This window comes from Ornatilinea apprima (assembly GCF_001306115.1).
In the GTDB taxonomy this organism is placed as follows: Bacteria; Chloroflexota; Anaerolineae; order Anaerolineales; family Anaerolineaceae; genus Ornatilinea; species Ornatilinea apprima.
Map to the genome: position 1 here is coordinate 1 of NZ_LGCL01000015.1, position 20873 is coordinate 20873.

General features: G+C 57.9%; 15 protein-coding genes. 4 read left to right on the forward strand and 11 right to left on the reverse strand.

All coding sequences use genetic code 11. The features are described 5' to 3' along the window. Nucleotides 1-144 precede the first annotated feature (144 nt). From ADN00_RS03310 to ADN00_RS03350, 9 genes are all read right to left on the reverse strand, one after another. A complete protein-coding gene (locus ADN00_RS03310) occupies nucleotides 145-933 on the reverse strand; it encodes an alpha/beta fold hydrolase (protein ID WP_075061532.1) in 789 nt (262 codons plus the stop codon). Continuing rightward, entirely contained in the window at nucleotides 933-1316 is a 384-nt protein-coding gene (locus ADN00_RS03315) for a response regulator transcription factor (protein WP_075061533.1), read from the reverse strand. Before ADN00_RS03315 ends, ADN00_RS03310 begins: the two co-directional genes overlap by 1 nt. Before the next feature lie 2 nt (nucleotides 1317-1318). Continuing rightward, complete coding sequence (locus ADN00_RS03320) at nucleotides 1319-8179, reverse strand: GAF domain-containing protein (protein WP_075061534.1); 6861 nt, start codon at nucleotides 8177-8179, stop codon at nucleotides 1319-1321. A 28-nt stretch (nucleotides 8180-8207) separates the two neighbouring features. Then, a complete protein-coding gene (locus ADN00_RS03325; RefSeq protein WP_075061535.1) occupies nucleotides 8208-9098 on the reverse strand; it encodes a GGDEF domain-containing response regulator in 891 nt (296 codons plus the stop codon). A gap of 135 nt (nucleotides 9099-9233) precedes the next feature. Then, nucleotides 9234-10511: a hypothetical protein gene (locus tag ADN00_RS03330; RefSeq protein WP_075061536.1), complete on the reverse strand. Its 1278-nt coding sequence runs from the start codon at nucleotides 10509-10511 to the stop codon at nucleotides 9234-9236. Between the two features lie 9 nt (nucleotides 10512-10520). Further along, nucleotides 10521-11114, reverse strand: coding sequence for a hypothetical protein (locus ADN00_RS03335; protein WP_075061537.1), 594 nt, complete (start codon nucleotides 11112-11114; stop codon nucleotides 10521-10523). 15 nt (nucleotides 11115-11129) lie between these two features. Continuing rightward, nucleotides 11130-11924 (reverse strand): alpha/beta fold hydrolase, encoded by a 795-nt coding sequence (locus ADN00_RS03340; protein ID WP_075061538.1) that lies wholly within the window; start codon nucleotides 11922-11924, stop codon nucleotides 11130-11132. A gap of 17 nt (nucleotides 11925-11941) precedes the next feature. Next, a complete protein-coding gene (locus ADN00_RS03345; RefSeq protein WP_075061539.1) occupies nucleotides 11942-12481 on the reverse strand; it encodes a GTP-binding protein in 540 nt (179 codons plus the stop codon). A 29-nt stretch (nucleotides 12482-12510) separates the two neighbouring features. After that, nucleotides 12511-13326, reverse strand: coding sequence for a DUF4388 domain-containing protein (locus tag ADN00_RS03350; protein WP_075061540.1), 816 nt, complete (start codon nucleotides 13324-13326; stop codon nucleotides 12511-12513). 289 nt (nucleotides 13327-13615) lie between these two features. On the opposite strand from ADN00_RS03350, the gene ADN00_RS03355 reads away from it, so the two are divergent. Together ADN00_RS03355 and ADN00_RS03360 are read left to right on the forward strand one after the other, a co-directional pair. After that, nucleotides 13616-15283, forward strand: a complete 1668-nt coding sequence (locus tag ADN00_RS03355) for a helicase-associated domain-containing protein (protein ID WP_075061541.1) — start codon at nucleotides 13616-13618, stop codon at nucleotides 15281-15283. Nucleotides 15284-15354: 71 nt separating this feature from the next. After that, nucleotides 15355-16539 carry a glycine C-acetyltransferase gene (locus ADN00_RS03360; protein ID WP_075061542.1) on the forward strand — a complete coding sequence of 395 codons (1185 nt, stop codon included), beginning with the start codon at nucleotides 15355-15357 and terminating at the stop codon, nucleotides 16537-16539. A gap of 59 nt (nucleotides 16540-16598) precedes the next feature. On the opposite strand, the gene ADN00_RS03365 is transcribed toward ADN00_RS03360, so the two are convergent. After that, the gene (locus ADN00_RS03365) at nucleotides 16599-17726 is read right to left on the reverse strand and encodes a Rossmann-fold NAD(P)-binding domain-containing protein (RefSeq protein WP_075061543.1); all 1128 of its coding nucleotides are present in this window, start codon (nucleotides 17724-17726) and stop codon (nucleotides 16599-16601) included. 286 nt (nucleotides 17727-18012) lie between these two features. After that, the gene (locus ADN00_RS03370; RefSeq protein WP_075061544.1) at nucleotides 18013-18492 is read right to left on the reverse strand and encodes an NYN domain-containing protein; all 480 of its coding nucleotides are present in this window, start codon (nucleotides 18490-18492) and stop codon (nucleotides 18013-18015) included. A 65-nt stretch (nucleotides 18493-18557) separates the two neighbouring features. Between ADN00_RS03370 and ADN00_RS03375 the strand changes: the two genes are divergently transcribed. Next, nucleotides 18558-19070, forward strand: coding sequence for a lamin tail domain-containing protein (locus ADN00_RS03375; RefSeq protein ID WP_075061545.1), 513 nt, complete (start codon nucleotides 18558-18560; stop codon nucleotides 19068-19070). 169 nt (nucleotides 19071-19239) lie between these two features. Then, nucleotides 19240-20865 (forward strand): DNA polymerase III subunit gamma/tau, encoded by a 1626-nt coding sequence (gene dnaX / locus ADN00_RS03380; protein WP_075061546.1) that lies wholly within the window; start codon nucleotides 19240-19242, stop codon nucleotides 20863-20865. The last annotated feature ends 8 nt before the right edge of the window (nucleotides 20866-20873 follow it).

A 20873-nucleotide genomic window follows, 5' to 3' on the forward strand; every position in this document is an offset into this window, starting at 1 on the left:
TCCAATGCTCAATGCCAGTCTTCAAAGGCCCTCATCAAAACAGGCCTTGGGCCATTGCACTCCATAAGGCAATCTATGGCCGCTGAGCTCTCTCTTTTCCAGATCTATGGATATTCGATACAGTAACATAACCCGATGATCCGCTTACCGCACCCGCCGCTTCCATTCATCCTTAACCTGCAAATCACGCGGGCTTTCCCCCGATTCCAGGGTGAGAAAATCAACCATCAGGCGGTGAAAACGGATGCTCTGATCGAGCATCGGAAAATGGCCGGCTGTCTCAAAGCCAATCGCGTGTGCCAGAAGTGGCAGCCGGTTGAGCATATCCTCGCGCGGCGGGCTGACGGCCGCGTCTTGCAGGCCGTGAACAAACAGGCTTACCCGCCCGGGATGCTGCCACAGCGCGGCCAGTTCACCATCCTCCAGGTTCTCGAGGCTGGTTTTGAGCGCAGCCGCATCGCCCTTGGCCGCGTCGCCGCGCACGGCGTCATACTCAGGTTCTTTGGGCGCCAGCCAGTCCACCAGATCTGACAGCCCCGCGCTCTTCAGGCGCGGATGAAGCGATCCCACCTCAAACGGAAAGCCAACCGTCATCACCCGGTCAACATACTGCGGGTACATCATCGCGAAGCGCAGCGCCACCACCGCCCCCAGACCGTGCCCAATTAAGGCCACCCGCGCGATGCCCATTTGTTCCAAAAACCCGTCCACCAGCGCGGTCTGTCCTTCCAGCGAATAATCCTCTTCCGCCCGGGCCGATTCGCCGTAACCGATCAAATCCAGCGCGTAGGCGCGGTAGCTGATCGAAGCCGCCTGCATGGACGGCATCCAATACCGCCAGGAACCCAGCCAGCCGTGCAAAAATAATACCGGCTTGCCGCGGCCCAACGACTCATAGTGAATGACCTTGCCGTGATATAAAAATGCGCTCATCAGTTCAACCGGCTGTACTGCTCCAGCAATTCCGTGATCCGCCTGGCCAGCTCATCAGGCGCGAAAGGCTTGAGCAAATACTCGGTCGCGCCAGCCTCCAAACCGGCCAAAATTTCTTTCTCCTGCCCTTTTGCCGAAAGAAACACCACCGGAATATGGCGGATATCCGGGTCCGATTTGATCGCTTCACAGGCCTCATACCCGGTCATCTGGGGCATACGCACGTCCAGTAAAATCAGATCAGGCAGTTCTGCCTGCGCCGCCTCCAGCGCCTCCAATCCATTCTTGGCAGTGACCACGTCAAACCCCGCGAATTTCAATGTGAATTCAATCAGGGCGCGAATATCCGCTTCATCTTCAGCGATTAATATCTTCTTTGCCATGCCTATTGTTCCTCAATGTTTGCCGGTAAGGTGAACGAAAACGTAGATCCTTCACCCCTCACACCGCTGCTTTCAAACCACATCTTCCCATGATGCATTTCCACCAGCGTGCGGGCAATCGCCAGCCCCAGGCCTGTTCCCGCCGTCGCCAATACCAGCGGATCGTTTCCACGATAAAAGCGCTCAAAAATGCGGCCCTGTTCCTCAGGCAAAATGCCAATGCCGTTATCTTTCACATCTACCTGCACAAAGCCGCCCGCCGATTTCAGCGAAACCACCACTTCTCCACCGGCTGGAGTGTAGTTATAACCGTTCCCTACCAGGCTCAGCAGCACCTGCCGCAAGCGCGCGCGGTCGCCGTTCACCGGCGGCAGATCGGGGTCTGCCGCCAGACGGATGTGCACGGTCTTGCCTTCCTCCTGCGCGCGCTTGCGCACGTCGGCGATCACATCCGCCGCGATTTCGGTCATATCCACCGCCTGATACAGCAGCGACAACCGGCTGGTTTCAATGCGCGAGATATCCAGCAGATCGTTCACCAGCACCGTCAGGCGCGAGGTGTTGCTGGAGACAATGTCCAGAAAATGACGCTGCTGTTCGTTCATTTCTCCGGCAGCGCCCATCAGCAGCACCTGCACGTATCCCTTGATCGAGGTGATCGGCGTGCGCAGCTCGTGGCTCACATTGGCGATGAACTCCGCCTTCATCCGATCTACCTGCACCTCATGGGTTACGTCGCGGAAAACCGAGACCGTACCCAGGAAACCGCCCATAAAGAACACCGGCGCGGCATGCACAGCCAGATACCGGCCGTTATCCAGCACAATTCGCTCAGCCAGCGTTTCGCCCCGGTACTCGCCCGTCCGGCGCGACCAGGTCATCAGCTTTTTCAGCCAGCTTCGCTCATTTTCTTCCTGCCCAATCAGCTCGCTCAACAGGCCAACTTCTTTGCCCAGATAGTCGTTTGCGCTGATCTCAAAAATTTCCTGCGCCGATTTATTCATCAGCGCGATCTGGTTTTCACCGTCGGTCACCAACACACCGTCTGCCACTGCTTCCAGAATCGCCTTTGAACGGTTCGACTCAATTTGCTGCTCGCGCAGCATGCGCCCCTGCTCTTCGGCCGCCTCGCGGATATATTCCACAAACGTCATATTGTTCACCGCGATGCTGATCTGCCGCGCGCCGGCTTCCAGCAAATCTTTTTGCTCGGGCTGGAAGAAGCTCGCGGTCTCGTGCGCCAGCATCATCACGCCCAGAATTTCCGGCCCCAACTGCAACGGCAAAGCCAGCAGACTCAGGTAAGGCGGCTGCGCCTGGCCGCCCAACTGGCGGCGTTCCAACTCCTGCTTAATATTTTCGACATAGATTGCCTGACCTTGACGGATAACGTCCTGGTAAACATATTCTTCCAGCCAATGCTGCTCTTTGGGCTTGATTCCATCCCAGCGGATCAGCTCGCGCCCAATGCGGAAAGAACGTTCGGGATTGCTTGTCTGCACGGCCAGGCATTGCTGCGCGCCAATGGATTGGTTCAAGACCTGCATGGCGCGCGTGATCACCTCCGACATATCCAGACTGCGCGAAAGCTCCTCACTCAAGCGCAGTAAAGTCTCGGCATTCAGGTGTTCGCGATACAGTTCTTCGGTGCGCTCGCGCACTTTTTCTTCCAGGGTAATCGAGAAGTTGCGCGTCTCTTCATACAGGGTGGCATTCTGCAAAGAAATCGCCGCCTGGTTGCAGATCGTCCGCGCCAATTCCATTTCCGCCGGGGTGAAGCGGTAATCGTCCTTGCGCATTCCCCACACCCAACCATAGAAGTTCTCTCCGGCGGTCAGCGGCACCATCAGCAGCGACTGCACTTCCCGCTCGCCCAGATAAGCCTCAACCAGCCCAGCGAATTGTTTTTCCTGCCCGACCTGATTCTGGTTATAGACCCCCAGCGATTGTTTGAGATGCGCCAGCAGCGGGCTGGCAGGCAATTCCAGGCTACCCGCCAATCGGTCTGCCGGCGATTCCATCACCACCTCAGCGCGCTCGCCGGGCATGGTTACCAGGCAGGTGCGGTCCGCTTGCAGCGCCTCACCAATCTGCTTGAGCGCCAGCGCGTAAATCTGCTCGCTTTGCAGCAGCGCCCCCAACTCACCCGAGAAGCGGTTCAACAGCGACAAACGTCGCGTGCGCTGGTCCAGGTCTGAGGAGCGTTGCAAACTCTCTTCATACAGGCTGGCATTTTCCAGCGCCACCGCCGCCTGGCTTGCCACAGTCTGGCTGGCATGGATGTGTTCGGGCTGATAAAAGCGAGCTTCGCGTTTCTCCAGAGCGATCACACCGGTCAGTTTCGATTGGACCGAAAGCGGAACGCCCATCCACGAAAGATGCTCTGGCTCCAGAAGCGCAGGGAAGCGCTCATCTTTACGCACATCGCCCACCACCAGCGGCATGGGGCTGCTGACCATATCCTGAAACAAGCGGCTGTCTTCCATCTCTACAGACAGGCCGACGCGGCTCTCGGTATCGTTGAAGCCGCGTTCCGCGGCCACCACCAGGCGCTCGCCGCTGCGCAACCACAGGGTAGCCGTGTCGTATGGCACCACTTCACCCAACAGATCCAAAATCGAATCAATTAATGCGTTGCGCTGCAGCGTGGTCGAAAGTGCCCCCGCCGCGCGCGTCAATGACTGCAGCTGCGCCGCGCGCTGTTCGGTGGAGATGAACAAGCGCGCGTTCTCAAGCGCCAGGGCCGCCTGCCGGCAAAAGGCCAGGAATACAGCTTCATCCGCGCGGGTGAAGGCGGTCGACATTTCAAAATTATCCAGAAGGACAACCCCCAAAATCGATTCGCCCACGCTCAACGGCGCGGCCAGGCAAGAGAGCGGCACAGGACCGCCGGTGGCCTGGCGGTAACGCATCAGGTCATCCGCGCTCAAATGATAATCGCGCGAAAAATCCACTTCTTCGGCGTTGCGCAGGCTTCGCGACAGGTAAACGCGAATGGGCAGCGGTAAGCGGGCAGTTTCTTGCTCCAGCGTTTGTTCAGGAACGCGGTAGCGAATCTGCAGCAGACTGGCATTATCACGGTAACCGTGTGCTGCTGCCGGCTCCAGCCAGCCCAACTCGTCCTTCCACACGGCCGCCCAGCCCGCTTTCGCGCCGGGAATGGCCTGAATGGCGCTGGTCACCAGAGTTTCCAGAATGGCCTGTGGGTCAAGATTGCTGATCTTGCGCGTAAATTCCAGCAGAATATCCACTTCTTCCAGACGGCGGCGGGTTTCGGTGATCAGGTAAAGATTCTGCATGGTAACGCTCACCTGCCGTGCAACATGCAAGAGCAGGTCGCGGTCCTCCAGGCTCAAATCCGCCAGCGGACGTTTGGCGGTCAGCAATATCCCCGCGCTTACCCCTTCACTCACCGTCAGCGGCAGAGAGAGAAAACTGGCCGCGCCTAAACTGCGCAGCAAAGGTGTTTTCTGCCACACCGCCGACGCTGCCAGATCGGTTTCAACAAACACATCCCCTTCTTGCAGGGTTTGCCGCAGCGGGTTGCGCTGACCGAACAGAGCTTCCAGCGAAACACCTTCCGGCACATCTCCCAGGGAATCCACCAGCTGCGCGCCAGCCGCGTCTCGAATGGCGGTAACGGCCGCGTCCATCTGAATAAGATCCATCAGATCCCGCGCCGTACCTTGTAGAACCGCATGTAAATCCATCTGGCGGTTCGCTTTCTCTAGAATTTCCTGCGCCCTTTGGTATCGGCCAATATCCCGCCCTGGCTTTTCTTCGCCCATCTGGGGAGCCGCCGCGCCGCGCTTCTGGCTCTGCAATAAGAATCCCAACTGCAAAGCCGCTAGATTCAACACATCAAACACCTGCCTGTTGGGGCGCTTGCCGTCCCGCGGCGCGTCCAGGCTGATCAAGCCCAGCGGATCTCCGTTGGGGTCGCGCACTGTCGCCACCAGCAGGTCTTCGGCGTGCCACCCCCCGGCGGTGCGCAGTTCGCTTGATGGCAGCGGCGTTACCGTGTGCAGACCCTCCGCTGATTCCAGTTCGCCCTCAAACGGAATGAAATAGACCGCGCCATGCTGGTATTCCTTCTTAAAAAGCTGTTCAACGCTCTTCCAGGGCTGTCGCTGACGGATCAGCTCTTGCCAGACCGCTTCTGGCAGCCCGCGGTGAAAGACGCGCTGCAGCGTGCCGCTGTGCGGGTCATATTGGCTGAACAACACCATCTGAAAAGGAGTCAGTTCGCGAATTTCATCGGCCAAACGCGCAAACCACGCCTGCGGACCTTCCAGCCCAATCCATTCCCGGGTTACATCGGGCAGGCGGTTGACCAGCGGTTGAGCGCTGAAAAAGCCCGTTCCACCTTCCGCGCCGCGCAACACCACCGAAGCCTGCGCTGCCAGCGATTGGGCAATCTCCAGGCTGGTCTGGTCAAATTGATTGGCGCGCATGCCGTGCAAAACCACCAGTCCCGCTTTTACCCGCATCACCGAAATCGGCAGCAGTAACAGTGACTCAACCGGCAGGCCAAAGAATTCTTTCAGTTCTTCATCCGCCTCCAGGCGCGTGCCGGTCTGGCTGCCGCTCAGCGTCTCCAGCTCTGCGGTCGCGAAACCGGGCGGGTGGGCTTCTCCCACGCTGAATTGAAGCGCCGGTGAATCACCCTCCTCAGTTTGCAGATCAAAGACCATCAGCGTCCCGCTGTCGGCCCCGGCCGCGCGGACCATTTCTTGCAAGATGATTTCCATGAGTGCAGGCAGGTCTTGCGATGCCGCCAGCGCGCGGTTGATGCGGTCAATAGCCGACACCTGCTCCACCCGCCGGCGCAGATTTTCATCGGTCTGTTCCACCAGGTACGATTGCTCTACCACGCTAGCCAACTGCCCGGCAACCGTTACAACCGCCTGCAGATCGCCCTTGTTGAAGAAGCCGGGGGTGCGGCTTCCCAGCCAAATCTCACCGATGCCGTCGTTGCGCACAACCATCGGCACAACCACCGCCGAGCGCAGACCCAGCGCCTCAATGACGCGCTGGTAAAACGGAATGACCGTGGTTTCTTCTTGCAAATCATCAGACTGGAACACGCGCTGGCTGCCGGTAACCGTGAAGGGGTACTGCACATCCGTCACCAGCATCTGCCGGTCTTCCTTCGGCAGGCGCGGCAGGTCTGGAAGCAGGCCGTAATAAGAAGCGCGGTGAAAAGCCAGCCGCTCGCGCTGCAAGTCCACCAGAAAAATTCCGATCACGTCGGGGTGGATCAGGCTGGTCAGTTCGCGAACCGCAAAAGAGAGGATTTCATCGCGAGTCGCGTCGGAGCTGGCCAGGCTGGCGATGCGCCGCAGCGCTTCGGCGCGCTGAGCACGCAGACGGGTCTGCTGCACCAGCGCCGAGTTTTCGATGATCGGCGACACCTGATTGGAGACAATCGTCAGCAGGTGCAGCTCGTCATTGGAAAACGGCGCGCCGGCTTCCTTATGATTCGCGGCCTGCAGGTAGCCCAACACTTTTCCGCCCGTCATCAGCGGAATCAACACCGTTTCACGGATGCTGGCCGCCCGGGCGATCGTATCCAGCCCCAGCGTTTCCCAGCGTGGGTCGATGGTCGCGTCATCGCTGTACAGCACATCCTGGTCGAGCAGTGTCTTTTCAATCGCGCTGTTGGCCGTGATCTGCACCGAATAAATCGACGCCACCTGAGGAGGCAGCCCATAAAACGGCACCTGCGCCGAGAGCAGGCGGTCATTCTCGTTATAGATCAAGAAACCCAGAATTTGAACATCGAACAGCGGCGCAATATTTTCCAGCAAGCGGGCAAAAACTTCCTTCGGGTCGCGCATTGAACTGAACGCCCGCGATAAATCCACCAGATTTCCCAGCTCTTCCGCGCGGCGTTTTTGCAGGTCGTACTGCTGCGCCTTATACACTGCCACTCCGGCCTGTCCGCTCAATAAGCGGATTAATTCCACGTCGCTGTGCTTGAACTGTCCCTCTTGCAGCGAACCCAATTCCAGCGTGCCGATGGCTTTGCCGTTGTAGAGCAGTGGAAGCCCAATATACGATTTAATTCGATGGTCGCCCACCTGTGGGACCGGTTTTAGCGGCGTGTTTTCATCAATGGTAGAGAAAAAGCGGTACGTTTTTGTCTTCACCAAAAAGCCGGGGTTGCCGTCCCCCGGCATATAGCGGTCAGAGAGCTGCTCCACTTTACGCTCCCCTTCCACAAACCCGCTGAACAGGTAGGGAATCAGCACTTCTCCGCTTTTTTCCCAAACGCAAATTTGCAGAAAATCGGTGGCCAGCAGCTTTTCAAACGACTCCATCACCGCCTGCAAGGTTTCGTTGATCCCCAGGCGCGTATTCATCTCGCGGCTCAGATCAATCATTGTCTGTAAAGAAGCAAAGGAGTAATCGCCGCTGTTTTTATCGGCTGCGTTAACACCCGCGAAACGCAGTGCCACCACCATCACCGGCTCGGTTTGCCCGCCCAGCCAGTACGACACCCCCTCAACCAGTTTTCCATTCAACACAAAATTACCGCGTGTTTCCGACGCGCATAGATTAAGCAGCGCCTCGCCCGGGCGCGCAGCACGCGCCAGGCGCTCCAGGTTGGGCGTCTCATGCGCCGGAATACGAAAAATCTCACGCGCCTTGGGGTTCAGCCACCCCAGTTTTCCCCCAGGGTGAACCAGCAGAATCGCGTCCTGGTGGCTCTGCATCGACAGCGGCACACCGGCCTGAAATTGTGCCTGCGGCGCGGCCGTGCGGCTGGCCTTCTTGAGGAAAAAACGGGCAATCACCCACAGAACCAGCCCAAAACCGGCCAGGCCGACGCCCAAGGTGATCGCGCTCCATTCCGTCATATTGCAGACTTTCCGTTTCAGTCCAAGACTAAACCGCTTGCTTGCGGCGTTCTTCAGCCGCCAGCTCGGTGATCTCGCGAATATCCGAGAAAACATGCGTTTCCGGTGAGACAATTCCCACCCAAAGCTTCATGAGCGGGGCCTTTACCATTTCGCCGTCTGTCTTTGAGAGTTGAACAAAACCCTGCTGGCGGTCAATAAAATTGTAATGAGTCAGCACTTCTTCATTGAACCGCTGGCAAATGCGCGCTTTCAGCGCGTCGGCGCGCGCTTGCGCGGTGATCAGCACAAAATTATCTCCCCCGGCGTTGCCCAAAAAATCATCGCGCAGGCCGTCTTTATCCAGCTCTTCTCCCAGCAGCATGGCGGTGAAACGCAGCACATCATTACCCGCGATAAAACCGTAAGCGTCCTTAAACGCGTCAAAATGCTGCAAGCGAATATCCATATAAGCCCATCCTTGCTTGCGCATGGACTGGCGCAGTTGGTCTTCAATGAGGCGTCCGGCTGGCAAGCCGGTGTTGGGGTCGGTGAGGCTTTCGCGCTCAGAGCGCGCAATGGCGTTTTGCACGCGCAGTTTCAGCTCTTCAATATCAAACGGCTTGGTTACATAATCATCGGCGCCCAATTCCAGGCCGGCCAGCTTATCGCTGCGCTCATCCTTTTGGGTAAGGAAGATCACCGGAATATGGCTGGTGCGGGCGTTCATGCGCAAATTCCGGCACACCTCGTACCCGTCAATATCCGGCAGCATGATATCCAGCACAATTAAATGCGGCATGCCCTGGCGCGTCTTCTCCAGAGCGTCGGTCCCTCGCGGGGCTAAATCCACATCGTAACCCTGGCTGCTGAAATAAATCCGCAGCATATTTGAAATATCGAGATCATCTTCAACGACCAACAGGCGCGCTTTGCTCATCATACACTCCTCTTCCCCAATCAATTTCCGAAACAGAAGGTGGCCTTTACAAGCACTGGCTTCCAGTTCTCAATTCCTTTTTACAATTTTAGCCGCTTCGCGGTCTGTGACCAACTGGCGTTGGCCAGCCCGCGACTACCAGCTTTCTGGCGCGCTGTCGCCCTGGCGCGGATACAGGCGCTGGTGCAGCCGCGCGGCTTTCTGATGATGGTGATCGCTGTCCTCGTAGCGCACGTCCCGGTCGATAATGCGCCGTTCATTCGAAGCCACCAGCACCACATCCGATTCAATCATGCGCGCAGGGTAAATAATCAAACCCGAACCGATCCGGCAGTTGTGGCCCACGCAGCCGCCCAACACCATCTGGTTGGAAGGGCTTAACGCTCCCCGCCCATCCCGCGCCTTGATCGTATCGGACAGCAGGTTGAAATCGGTGAACGTGTTGCCTGCCCCAATAAAGGCGTTGCGGCCAACCACGCACATTTGCAGGCAGGTATTTTGCGCCACCATGCTGTTATCCATCAACGTGGTCATAAACAGGCTCGCCCGAAACGGTAAAAACGTGCCGTCGCCCACTACCGAAAGCATCACATGGCAGCCCTGCGACACATTCACATTATCGCCAATGATGCAGTTTTCAATCACTGCCCCGGCGTTGATGGTAACGTTATCACCAATCGTGGTGGGGCCATGAATGACGGCGGTGGGATCAATCACACAGTTCTTGCCCACTTTCACCACGCCCGAGCATTCCAACACCTGCTTGCCTTCATACAGCGCGCGCGCCAGAATGCCCAGCTTGAAAAACGGGTCTGCATCAAGGCGCGCCTCAAACCGCGCTCCGCGGCCAAACAGCCCAAAAACCATATCTGCGATAAACACATGCACCCAACTGTCAATCGCGATCAGGCTGCGCAAGGGAACCTGGTAAACAAGGTCGCCCTGTTCGCTGGCCATGTAGGTGGGCACATGGTAATACCCAATCTCCCGCGCCTGCATGTCAATCACCAGCGGCTCCGCCCCGCTTTCGGGACCCTGCGGGTAATACCACAGGTCGGCCAGATACAGTTTGCCCGCCGGTGTGTAAGAGCAGGAAAGCGGCAGACAGTGCTCCCGGAAAGCCGGATCGTTGATGGAAAAAGCTGCGCGCGCGGGCCGATTGCGCTTCTGCGCCTCTTGTAGAAAAGCGTCGATATAGTCCTGGTCAAAAAACAAATGATCACGGTACACCAGACAGGGCTGGTTGGTCTGCGGCAGGCGCGCGTTTTCGGGCAGTTCCAGCTCTTGGGTGGTATACGCGGCCAGCACGTCGCGCTGGTGCAGCCACAATGGCTTGTTTTGAATGCGAAGATCACGCGCCGGTTCGTTGAATGGCTCCACCGGTTTTTCGGAATGTAAAATGATCTTCAGCATGGCCTTTCCTTACGCTTCCAACGGCTGCCTGGCGATGCGGATCACGCAGGCCGGCTCTCCCTGAGCCGCGGACGCGGCGACATTCACCAGGTGCAGCCGCCCACCGCTGGCCCACAACATAAACTCTTGCAGCAAACCCTGCTGAAAATAACACAGATCCAGGTTTCCTCCATCCATCCCGCCCCAGGCGCAGCCTTGCGTGGTGCAGCGCCAGCCATGTTCATCCTCTTCCAGGCGTATGGACGTGCCGCAAAGCTCCACCAAAAAATTCACCAGGGCAGACAATCCCTCATGGATGCGCCGGCTTTTGGGAAGCAGGCGAAAGCGTTGAGAAAACCACCCCAGTTCTTCGCCTTGCTTTTGCAGCAGCAAATTAAACGCGTTCCTGCCCGCCTGCACCGACATCCCCTGGCTGCCCGGCTGGCCAAACCAGTCTTTCAGGGCGGCCAGCACCTCTTTCATGCCTGCTTTCGACGATTCATCACCGCCGTCAAAACGCGCAACCAGCGCCTTCATTTGCTCTTCCCCCAAAGTTTCCGCCAGACTTTCCAGCAGCCATTCTCCAAGCCGGTCTTGACAATGCCAGTTCGCTGTCATTTCCATGAAAACTCCCTGCCTCTACACATTTGGGTTTTGATCCAAGAATTTTTTTAACGTGTCCAAAAACAACGGTGGTTCATCCAGCATAATAAAATGTCCCGCCTGTGGAAACCGCTCGATTTGCGCGTGCGGCACGCCCGCCAGCAGGGGTTTCCACTGCTGAGGGTGCACAATATTATCAGCGTCGCCAAACATACCCATCACCGGCACCTGAATCTGATTCAATTGGGGTCGCAAATCTGTTTTGCGCAAGGTCGCGATGGAGATCAAAAAGGATTCGAGCGTGGTGCGCGACAGATCGCGGTCCATGAGATCCGGAAAGCCCGGATCGCTGCAAATAAATGGAGAGGCAACCCGCATCACCGCCCGGAAGAGCGGAAAAAACGTAAACAAGGCCCGGGCGTTAAACGGTACCCCAGCCAGCTTTAGAGCCAGCGCCAGGGAGGAGCCTACAATCGGTGAGCCAATGATCACCACCTTCTGCACGCGCTCAGGGGACTGGATGGCCGCCAACAGGCTCACCGTCCCGCCCATGCTGTGCCCAACCAGCGGAGCGCTGGAAATTCCCATCTGATCCATGAACTGGGTCACCAGGCTCACAAAGTCCTGCACTTTGTAGGTGCTGCGCTTGCGGCCCGATTCGCCAAAGCCCCAAAAATCCAGCGCGTAGGTACGGTACGACTGGCCCAGGTAAGTCATCGTTTCGCGCCACAGGCCCCAAGAGCCCAGCCATCCGTGCAGTAAAATCACCGGACGGCCGCGCCCATACACTTCATAGTGAAGAATGCCCTGGTCGGTCGTTATGGAAGACACGTTGGTTTACTCAAAACTCAGGCTTTGCCCGATTCCATTAACGTTTGAATGGTGAAAAGCAGTTCCAGCAGAACCGTCTTAACTTTTTCTTTGTCTAAGGCCACACAGGGTAAGAGCTTCACATCGGGATCCAGACGCAAGGCCACCCGCATATCTTCCAGGTCCCAGGCATCCGGCGAGTCTTGTTTGTTGGCGGCTACAACGTAGGGGGTTGGCGCGTAGGCCTTGAAGGTTTGCAAAATACTGCGCGCCTCGCGGAACGTTTCCGGCCGGTTGCTGTCCACAACCACAATGAATCCCAGCATCCCTTCTGAGAGGATCTCCCACATAAAATCAAACCGCTTCTGGCCCGGGGTGCCAAACAGGTACAGCACCAGGTCATCATCTACCGTGATGCGGCCAAAATCCATCGCCACCGTCGTGGTCTGTTTGATGCGCTCAGCCTCCGCGGTGATTTTCCGCTCCGTCGAAACCACATCAATCTCGCTGACGGTGCGGATAAATTCTGTTTTTCCTGCGCTAAATGGCCCTGTTACAACGATTTTGACCGTTTGCATGAGCACATCCTCTCCAATGGATTCCAATCTTACAGCGAGCGAATGCGGTCCACCAGCCTTGAGAGCAGATTCTTCTGCTCTTCCCGGTTTGTGGTGGGGAACATCTGTTTCGTGATCCGTGTGGGGCCGCCACCCGGGCGCACAATTTCAATCAGGCCGGCCTGCAGCAAACCGTAAACCACTTTGCGAATTTCCATGTCCGAAAGGTTGGCTGCTCTGGCAATTTGTTGAATCGAGTTCTTGGGGTTGACATAAGAAACGACCCGCCACTCTTCGACACTGAGGTTCACGTTCTTCAAGTTGGTTTCGGGCCGGTCGGTAAATTTTAACGCCATATCCAGGCTGGGAATTTCATCCTGCAGCAGTTCCCACTCGCGCATCTGGCGCGCGCCTTCGATAATCAGGTTTTCCAGATCAATTCTGACCGCGATTTTATCTTCGGGGAGCTGCAGGGTCTGTTCAAATTGGAAGACACCCTCCACCCATGTAAAAAGGCGCTGCACCACGCTGATAAAATAGGTTTGCAGGCTGGTGAGAATATCATCCTGGCTCACATACCCGGCATTGATCAACAGCAGACCCAGCTCCTTGTCGCTGATCTGGCTGGCGCGGTTCGCGATCAACTGGCGCTGGCTGCGCGTGATTTTCTTATTACGGTGTAAAATGCTCGCCAGGCTGGCATCTTCGTTGGAGAACTGCGCGTAAGCCAGCTTTCCCTCCCGAAACATCACCTTCGCCGCTCCCCCGCTGCCCTGAATCTCCAGCGTCCCGGTTTTCTTTGCAAGATTCACCAGGTTGAGCAGTTGGGTAATTGTGAAATCACGCAGGTTGCCCTTTAATGCCATAGGTGGCCTCAAATCTCTGCAAGTTTCAAAAAATTATACTTTCAAGAACCGGTCCAGTCAATTAACCGCCGCTCTTGCACGCAACCACACAAACACCACCGTTCCGATTCACACTCGAACAGTCTTATTGTATACCAAAACCCGCCCGCGCAACTCTGGCGCGGCTTAACAAATTCAATAACTCGGCCGTTTCCATACTATAATTTGAGCAAGCGCGAGCCGCAGACCGCTCGCAAATTTACCATCTCGCCAACCCGCCGCTGAAAAAAATTAATCTGAGAGAACCTGCATGCCAGACCTTTCGCACACCCTTCAAAGTCACGACCTCGGTTTCTTGAAAATGGTTGCCGGGTTGTGGGGCATTGAGCTGAACGCCCCCGACGCCCGCAAAGCGCTCCCTATTTTGGAAAACGAGATGCTTGACGCTGACCTGCTCACCGAGGTGATTGAAGCCCTGCCCGACGGCGCGAAAATGGCCCTGCAAGAAGTGCTGCGCTCCGAAGGTATGCTGCTCTGGTCCCAATTTTGCCGGAAATTTGGCGAGGTGCGCGTGATGGGTCCCTCCCGCCGCGACCGCGAGCGCCCAGACTTAAAACCCGCCAATTCCGCGGAAGTGCTCTGGTACCGTGCGCTGATTGGCAAAGCCTTTCTCAGCTTTCCACCCGATGAGCCCCAGGAATACGCCTATATTCCCGAAGACATCCTCGATTTTGTCATCGAGCTGCTGCCGCCCCCGCAGGAATCGCTGCTGGGCCGCCCAGCGTCTCCCGCCGAATATGAAGTAATCCTCCCCGCCAGTGACCAGATCCTCGATCACACTTGCACGTTTCTGGCCGCCACCCGCGCCGGAATCCCCAACGAGCAGGTGGCTGGCTTCACCACCGGGCTGCCCCTGACTGTGCTGCGTGCTTTACTGCAGGCCGCTGGCGGCCTGGACGACGCGCTGCAGATCAACCCACAGCGCGTCCGCCAGTTGCTTGGCGCGCCACGGCCGGAAGCCTTGTTGATGCTGGTGCGCGGCTGGCTGACCAGCCCCATGTTCAATGAGCTGCGCCTGCTGCCCCATCTCATCTTTGAAGGCGAATGGAGCAACACCCCACTCACCGCCCGCCAGGCGCTGCTGGATATCCTCTCCCGGCTGCCCGCGGACAAATGGTGGAATCTGCAATCCTTCATCAACGCCGTCAAAGAGCAGCACCCCGATTTTCAGCGCCCGGCCGGTGACTACGATTCCTGGTTCATTCGCAGCCGCGCCAGCGGAGATTTTTTGCGGGGGTTTTCCTCCTGGGACCAGGTCGATGGAGAGCTGATTCGCTTCTTCATCACCGGCCCGCTGCACTGGCTGGGCCTGGCCGACCTGGCCTCTCCCACCCCTGGCGCGCCTGTCGCGGCCTTCCGGCTCTCCGCCTGGTCCGCCGACCTGCTCGAAGGCCGCGAGCCATCCGGCCTGCCAGCCGAAACCGCCCCCTTGCGTGTTACCAGCGACGGCTGCATTGAAATTCCACATCTCACCCCGCGTTCGGTGCGCTACCAATTGGCGCGCTTTTGCGCCTGGGAAGGTGTAAAGGAGCAAACCTACCACTACCGCCTCGCCCCCCAGGCGCTGGAGCAGGCTAAAAAGCAGGGCCTGCTGCCCCGTCATCTGACCGCCCTGCTCAAGCAGTACGCCGCCCCGCCCCTTCCGCCCACCATCCTGCAGTCCATTGAGAAATGGGACCGCCACGGTCTGCAGGCCCGCCAGCAGGCCGCCGTGATTTTGCGCGTCACAGCTCCTGAAATTCTGATCGCCCTAAAAAAGACCCGCGCCGCGCGCTACATCAGCGAAGAGCTGACCCCCACCATCGCGTTGGTACGCGCTGAAGGAGCCGGCAAGATTCGCGCCGCCCTCCTGGAATTGGGCTACCTCTCCGATCTCGAACCCAATGAATCATCTGGCGCAGCCACCACCAAGATTTGAAGCCGCTCTGGCCCGGCTGTATAATAAAGATAGCTTTTTATCCCGGCAGTTTATCCTTATCTGAGGTGAAAATGACCGATCAATTGCAATGGATTCAAACCGAATTGGACACGTTGAAAGACCAGGGCCTTTATAACCATATCCGCACCCTGGCCTCTCCCCAGGGCCCCTGGCTGGTTGTAGACGGCAAAAAAGCCTTGAATTTTTGCTCGAACAACTATTTAGGCCTGGCGAACCATCCCCGTCTGGTGCAGGCAGCTAAAGAGATCGTTGACCGCTATGGCGTTGGCCCAACCGCCGTGCGTTCCATCGCCGGCACCATGGACATTCACCTCGAATTGGAGCGCCGCCTGGCCCAATTCAAAGGCGTCGAAGCGGCCGTTACCTTCCAATCTGGTTTTTGCGCCAATCTCGCGGTGATCCCCGCCCTGGTAAGCAAAGAAGACGTCATCTTTTCCGATGAGCTGAACCATGCCAGCATTATCGACGGCAGCCGCCTTTCACGCGCGCGGATTGAGCGTTTCGCCCATGCCAACCCAGCCGATCTGGAGCGTGTCATCCGCGCCAACGCCGGCAGCTACCGCCGCGGTCTGGTGATCACCGACGGAGTCTTCAGCATGGACGGCGACCTGGCCCCCCTGGATGAAATCTACGCCGTCAGCAGCGCCCATGACCTGATGCTGATGGTCGATGACGCTCACGGCGAAGGCGTGGTGGGCAAAGGCGGGCGCGGCATTGTCGATCATTTCAACCTGCACGGCAAAGTAGACGTGGAAGTGGGCACGCTGTCCAAAGCCTTTGGCGTGGTGGGCGGTGTGGTTGCCGGCAAATCGGTCATCGTTGAATGGCTGCGCCAGCGCGGGCGGCCCTTCCTCTTCTCTTCTGCCGTCACCCCGCCCGACGTAGCCGCCTGCCTGGCCGCCGTTGATCTGCTCGAAGAATCCACCGATCTGGTGGACAAACTGTGGGAAAACAGCCGCTATTTCAAAACCGAAATGAAAGCCCTCGGTTTTGATACCGGCCTTTCCGTAACCCCCATCACCCCCATCATGCTCGGTGAAGCGCCCCTGGCGCAGCAGTTCAGCCGCGAGCTGTACAATGAAGGCGTTTTTGCCATGGCCATTGGCTTCCCCACCGTGCCGCAGGGCAAAGCCCGCATTCGCGTGATGATCTCCGCTTCTCACTCCCGCGACGATCTCGATTACGGCCTGCAGGCTTTTGCCAAAGTCGGCCGAAAGCTGGGCGTGATCCGCTAGAGGTTTGACAGACTCAAAAAGCGGGACAGTCTGCAGCAGACTGCCCCGCTTTTTGATGGTCAGCGCTCGTCCCAATGCGCCAGCGAAGCCCGGTACAGCGCCCGCTGGAAGAAATTCCCGTCGGGCGGTATGCGCTCAAGCCCGCCAGATTCAATCAAAGTGCGCAACAGCGGACGCAGTTGGTTGCCGTACACCTCCATGCACTCGCCTGGCTTGATCCCCGGCCAGGAATAGCAAGACACGGAATGCCGCCGGTTGCGGGTATCGACCCCGGCCGGGACGCGCTCAAAAGCGGGTGAATCCGGCGCGAAAATATACTGGTCCAGGTTCCCCTGCGGAACGCCTTCAATACCCTTCACTATCGGCGGCTCAATCTGGAAGTCGTACGGATCCACCGATAGGTCCAACAGAATCGCATGCCCCGGCATCTCTCCGATCCATTCATTGGGAATCACCGGTTTGCTGGGGTTAATCCGCGAAGTGGCGTCAATCAGCAGGTCAGCCGTTTTCAGCAGCGGCCGCATCACCTCCACCCGGCCTGTCAGGTCATAATCCACCACCTGCACCAGCACACCCGGCGCGCCTTCAGAAGCCAAACGCCTGTGGCGCGCGGGGTCTCCGTAATGAATCGCCGCCTGCACCGCGTGGTGGCCCACCGCCCCCGCGCCCAATAAAACCACCCTCACCGCTTCGCGGCGCGGGCTGCCCAGCCCCGGCGCGGGGTAAATCTGCTCCATCAAATCAAACGCGACACCCACCCCATTCCAGGCCACCGCGCGCAAATTTTCCACCAGCCGCCGGCCGTTATCGTCCGCCAGCGAATCCAGAGAAATGCCGTTTACGCCAAGATCACGCAAAAATTTTACCCGGTGCGGGCGGGTGGGGTAATGCAGCATGGAGATCAGGCAGCTGCCCGGCTGCATCTGTTGAACGATTTCATCCCCCGGATAACGCAAAACCAGCACATAGTCTTGTTGAAAAATATGCTTTTTGCTGGCAAACACTGCCCCCGGCGCAGCTGCCAGATACGCATCTTTGCTCAGACCCAGCCCGCTTCCATAACCTTCTTCTAATAGGACATCGTAACCATTGTTCTCCAATTGCCCCACAAATTCGGGTAAGAAATCTCGTCTCTCATTTTTCTCAGCGTGCATGCGCGCCAATCCAATCGAGATCCTGTGGTACATTCCTCCTCCTTCCGCGCTGCGTGGGAATTATGGTTCGAAAAACCCAGGTCAAGAAATCTATACCGATATTGTATAAAAAAGGCGACCGTCAGGCAAAGGAGAAAGCCCGACGGTCTCAGGGAAGCAATTCCACCAGTTCTTCTTGCAGCTCGGGGGGGACGAGCTGATTCCTACACTGGTGGGAGACACCGATTTGTAAGTCAGTACCAATAATTCTTGGTGCCTTCTTAATAGATAATATACATCATATTTATCATCTATTCATTAAAACTGTATAAGAGTTTTCTTACCAGTTCTTTTTCTTTCCCTTGGAGAATAAGTCCAGCCAGGCGTTCAACTCGTTTTCACTCATTGTCTTTCCGTCCGCCCGTTCTTCCCCGCTTTCCATCAGGGCTGCCTGTAAATCTGCCGCGAAGGCCTCGGCGCTGATCACGCTCGCCCCGGCGGCGCGCGCCTCGCTTTGCACCCGCCGGTCCGAGCTGACCACGCTCCAGTTGCGCGCCTCGCCACCCAGACGCCGCAGCCGGTTGGCGATGGCGTCATCCGCGCTGGAGCTGACGCGCACAAAATGCGCCGATACCAGCCCCATGCGCTGTGTGCCGCTCCGGCCGGCCGGCGCGCCGTCAAAATAGACTTCCACCCGCTTGCGCCGCGCCCGGCAAAAATCTTGCAACAGATCCATCAGCGCGTTCTCGTCATCCAGCGACTTGAGGCTTAGCCCGCGCACCTTCGGAATTAGATTGTGACCATCCACCAGATAAGCCAAAACAAACCTCTCTCTTTCGAATACATTTTACTCTCGTTTTGTGCTATGATTTTGAAAGCTGACCCATGAAAACAAAAAAATCGATCTGGCCTTATATCCTTGTCAATATTCTCGTTTCTGCCGCCACTACCCTGCTGGTGCTGTGGCTGTGGGACCGCGCCCACCAGATTCAGCCGCCCCCTCAAGCTGTCCAGCCCGCCGCCGCGCAGACCAGCGCGCCTGCTGCGCCTACCCTGGCGCCGACCCCCGCGCTGCCGCCCCTCAACCAGCCTGTCATTCAGATCAAAAACGTCTTTGGTGAAGGCGACTTGAACTCGGAGGTGGTTGTGCTCAGCCGCCTGGGCGAAGGTGAGCTGTGGCTCACCGGCTGGAAGCTGCAAAACGAAAGCGGCGACAGCTTCATCTTTCCCGATCTTCAGCTTCATAAAGACGCTGAAATCCAGGTCTATTCCCGCGCCGGGGTTAATTCGGCTCTGGCCCTGTACTGGAACCGCTCCGAACCCGCCTGGAAAACCGGCGACCTGGTTACGATGATCGATTACCAGGGCAACATCCGCGCCAGCTACCGCATCCCGTAGCAGCAGACGCGCGCCCCAAACACCGTTTCTTGCGTGAAACCGCGCGCGATTTTCGGTTACAATAAGGTTACGATCAAATGCCGATCCTGGGTTTGCTTTGCGCCCAGGGTTGGTTTTATCACCGCGCAAAGAATCAACCATTCAACCAGAAAGAGAACGGACTTACCGCATGTCACAGGCCTTGTATCGAAAATGGCGCCCTCACCTCTGGGATGAAGTCATCGGGCAGGAGCACGTTACCCGCACCCTGCGCAACGCCATCCGCTCCGGGCGGGTTGGCCACGCCTATCTGTTCTCTGGCCCGCGCGGCACCGGCAAAACCACCACCGCCCGCTTACTGGCCAAAGCCGTCAACTGCCTCGACCCCGACCCGGCCAATCGGCCCTGCGACACCTGCGCGCACTGCGTGGCCGTCAATGAGGGGCGTTTTCTCGACCTGATTGAAATTGACGCCGCCTCTAACACCTCGGTCGACGACGTGCGCGAGCTCCGCGACAAAATCAATTTTGCCCCCTCCAGCGGGCAGTTCAAAGTTTACATCATTGACGAAGTCCACATGCTCTCCACCGCCGCCTTCAACGCCCTGTTGAAGACGCTGGAAGAGCCGCCCGCCCACGCCATTTTCATTCTGGCCACCACTGAAGTGCACAAAATTCCCGCCACGGTGCTCTCGCGCTGCCAGCGCCATGAGTTCCGCCGCATCCCCATCGCCGACATTGTGCGCCAGCTCCAGCAGATGTGCGACGCCGAAGGCTTCAAGGTCGAACCCGAAGCGCTCACCCTCATCGCCCGCCAGTCCACTGGCGCCATGCGAGACGCCATCTCCCTGCTCGACCAGTTGGCCGCCACCGGAGAAGAGATCAGCCTCAGTGTGGCTCAAACCGTGCTCGGCACTGCCACCAGCCAGATCGTTCTGGAATTAGTGGAAGCCATTGTCAACCGCAGCCCGGCTGCCGGTCTCAACTGCATTCAACACGCCCTCGACAGCGGCACCGACGCGCGCCAGTTCGCCCGCCAGATGGTGGAATACCTGCGCGGCCTGCTGCTCATTCGCATGGGCTCTGGTGATCAGATTGAAGCCACCAGTGAAACCCAATCGCAAATGGCCGCCCACGCCAACCGCTTCACCACGCCCTGGCTGGTAGAGACCATTCGGCTCTTCAACTCGGCCGCCGTGGATGTGCGCGGCGGCTGGCACCCCGGCCTGCAGTTGGAATTGGCCTTCACCCAGGCCATCGAAGAGACGCGCCAGGCGGCAGCGCCCACGCCAATCGCCAGCGCGGCTCCGCCCCCACCCGCTCAACCCGCCAAAACCCAAAGCGCCCCTTCCGCCCGGCCGCAACAGCCCACCTCGCAGGATGCGCCGCGTTCCACCCCACCAGCCCGTCAGCCCCAGCCGCAGCCGGTTCCCGCACCGCCGCCCAATGCTATCCCCGAAGAGAACGGGGGTGTCTCCCTGAACGACGTGCGCAAAGAATGGCGCAAAATCACCGGCCTGGTGCGCGAGAAGAGCAAATCCACCGCGGCATTGCTCAATTCATGCAAATTGCTTACAATCAAGGACGGCGCGCTGGTCATCGGTTTCGCCACCGAAGTTTTGCGCTCCAAAATGGACACCCAGGAAAACCTCTTCATCGCTCAGGAAGCAATCAGGCAGGTGCTGGGTTCGCCGTTAGCGCTCAAATGCGCCATCAACACCGGCAGCCAGCCATCGCAGGAGTTGGATGACGTTGACAGTGATTCAATGCTGGGCACCGCCCTGCGATTGGGCGGCCAGATTGTAGACCAGGATTAATGTTTTTT

What these genes read in the sequence shown, in the direction of transcription:
- ADN00_RS03310 (WP_075061532.1), bottom strand. Translation starts at nt 933, where the DNA reads ATGAGCGCATTTTTATATCACGGCAAGGTCATTCACTATGAGTCGTTG.
- ADN00_RS03315 (WP_075061533.1), bottom strand. Translation starts at nt 1,316, where the DNA reads ATGGCAAAGAAGATATTAATCGCTGAAGATGAAGCGGATATTCGCGCC.
- ADN00_RS03320 (WP_075061534.1), bottom strand. Translation starts at nt 8,179, where the DNA reads ATGACGGAATGGAGCGCGATCACCTTGGGCGTCGGCCTGGCCGGTTTT.
- ADN00_RS03325 (WP_075061535.1), bottom strand. Translation starts at nt 9,098, where the DNA reads ATGAGCAAAGCGCGCCTGTTGGTCGTTGAAGATGATCTCGATATTTCA.
- ADN00_RS03330 (WP_075061536.1), bottom strand. Translation starts at nt 10,511, where the DNA reads ATGCTGAAGATCATTTTACATTCCGAAAAACCGGTGGAGCCATTCAAC.
- ADN00_RS03335 (WP_075061537.1), bottom strand. Translation starts at nt 11,114, where the DNA reads ATGGAAATGACAGCGAACTGGCATTGTCAAGACCGGCTTGGAGAATGG.
- ADN00_RS03345 (WP_075061539.1), bottom strand. Translation starts at nt 12,481, where the DNA reads ATGCAAACGGTCAAAATCGTTGTAACAGGGCCATTTAGCGCAGGAAAA.
- ADN00_RS03350 (WP_075061540.1), bottom strand. Translation starts at nt 13,326, where the DNA reads ATGGCATTAAAGGGCAACCTGCGTGATTTCACAATTACCCAACTGCTC.
- ADN00_RS03355 (WP_075061541.1), top strand. Translation starts at nt 13,616, where the DNA reads ATGCCAGACCTTTCGCACACCCTTCAAAGTCACGACCTCGGTTTCTTG.
- ADN00_RS03360 (WP_075061542.1), top strand. Translation starts at nt 15,355, where the DNA reads ATGACCGATCAATTGCAATGGATTCAAACCGAATTGGACACGTTGAAA.
- ADN00_RS03365 (WP_075061543.1), bottom strand. Translation starts at nt 17,726, where the DNA reads ATGTACCACAGGATCTCGATTGGATTGGCGCGCATGCACGCTGAGAAA.
- ADN00_RS03375 (WP_075061545.1), top strand. Translation starts at nt 18,558, where the DNA reads ATGAAAACAAAAAAATCGATCTGGCCTTATATCCTTGTCAATATTCTC.
- dnaX (WP_075061546.1), top strand. Translation starts at nt 19,240, where the DNA reads ATGTCACAGGCCTTGTATCGAAAATGGCGCCCTCACCTCTGGGATGAA.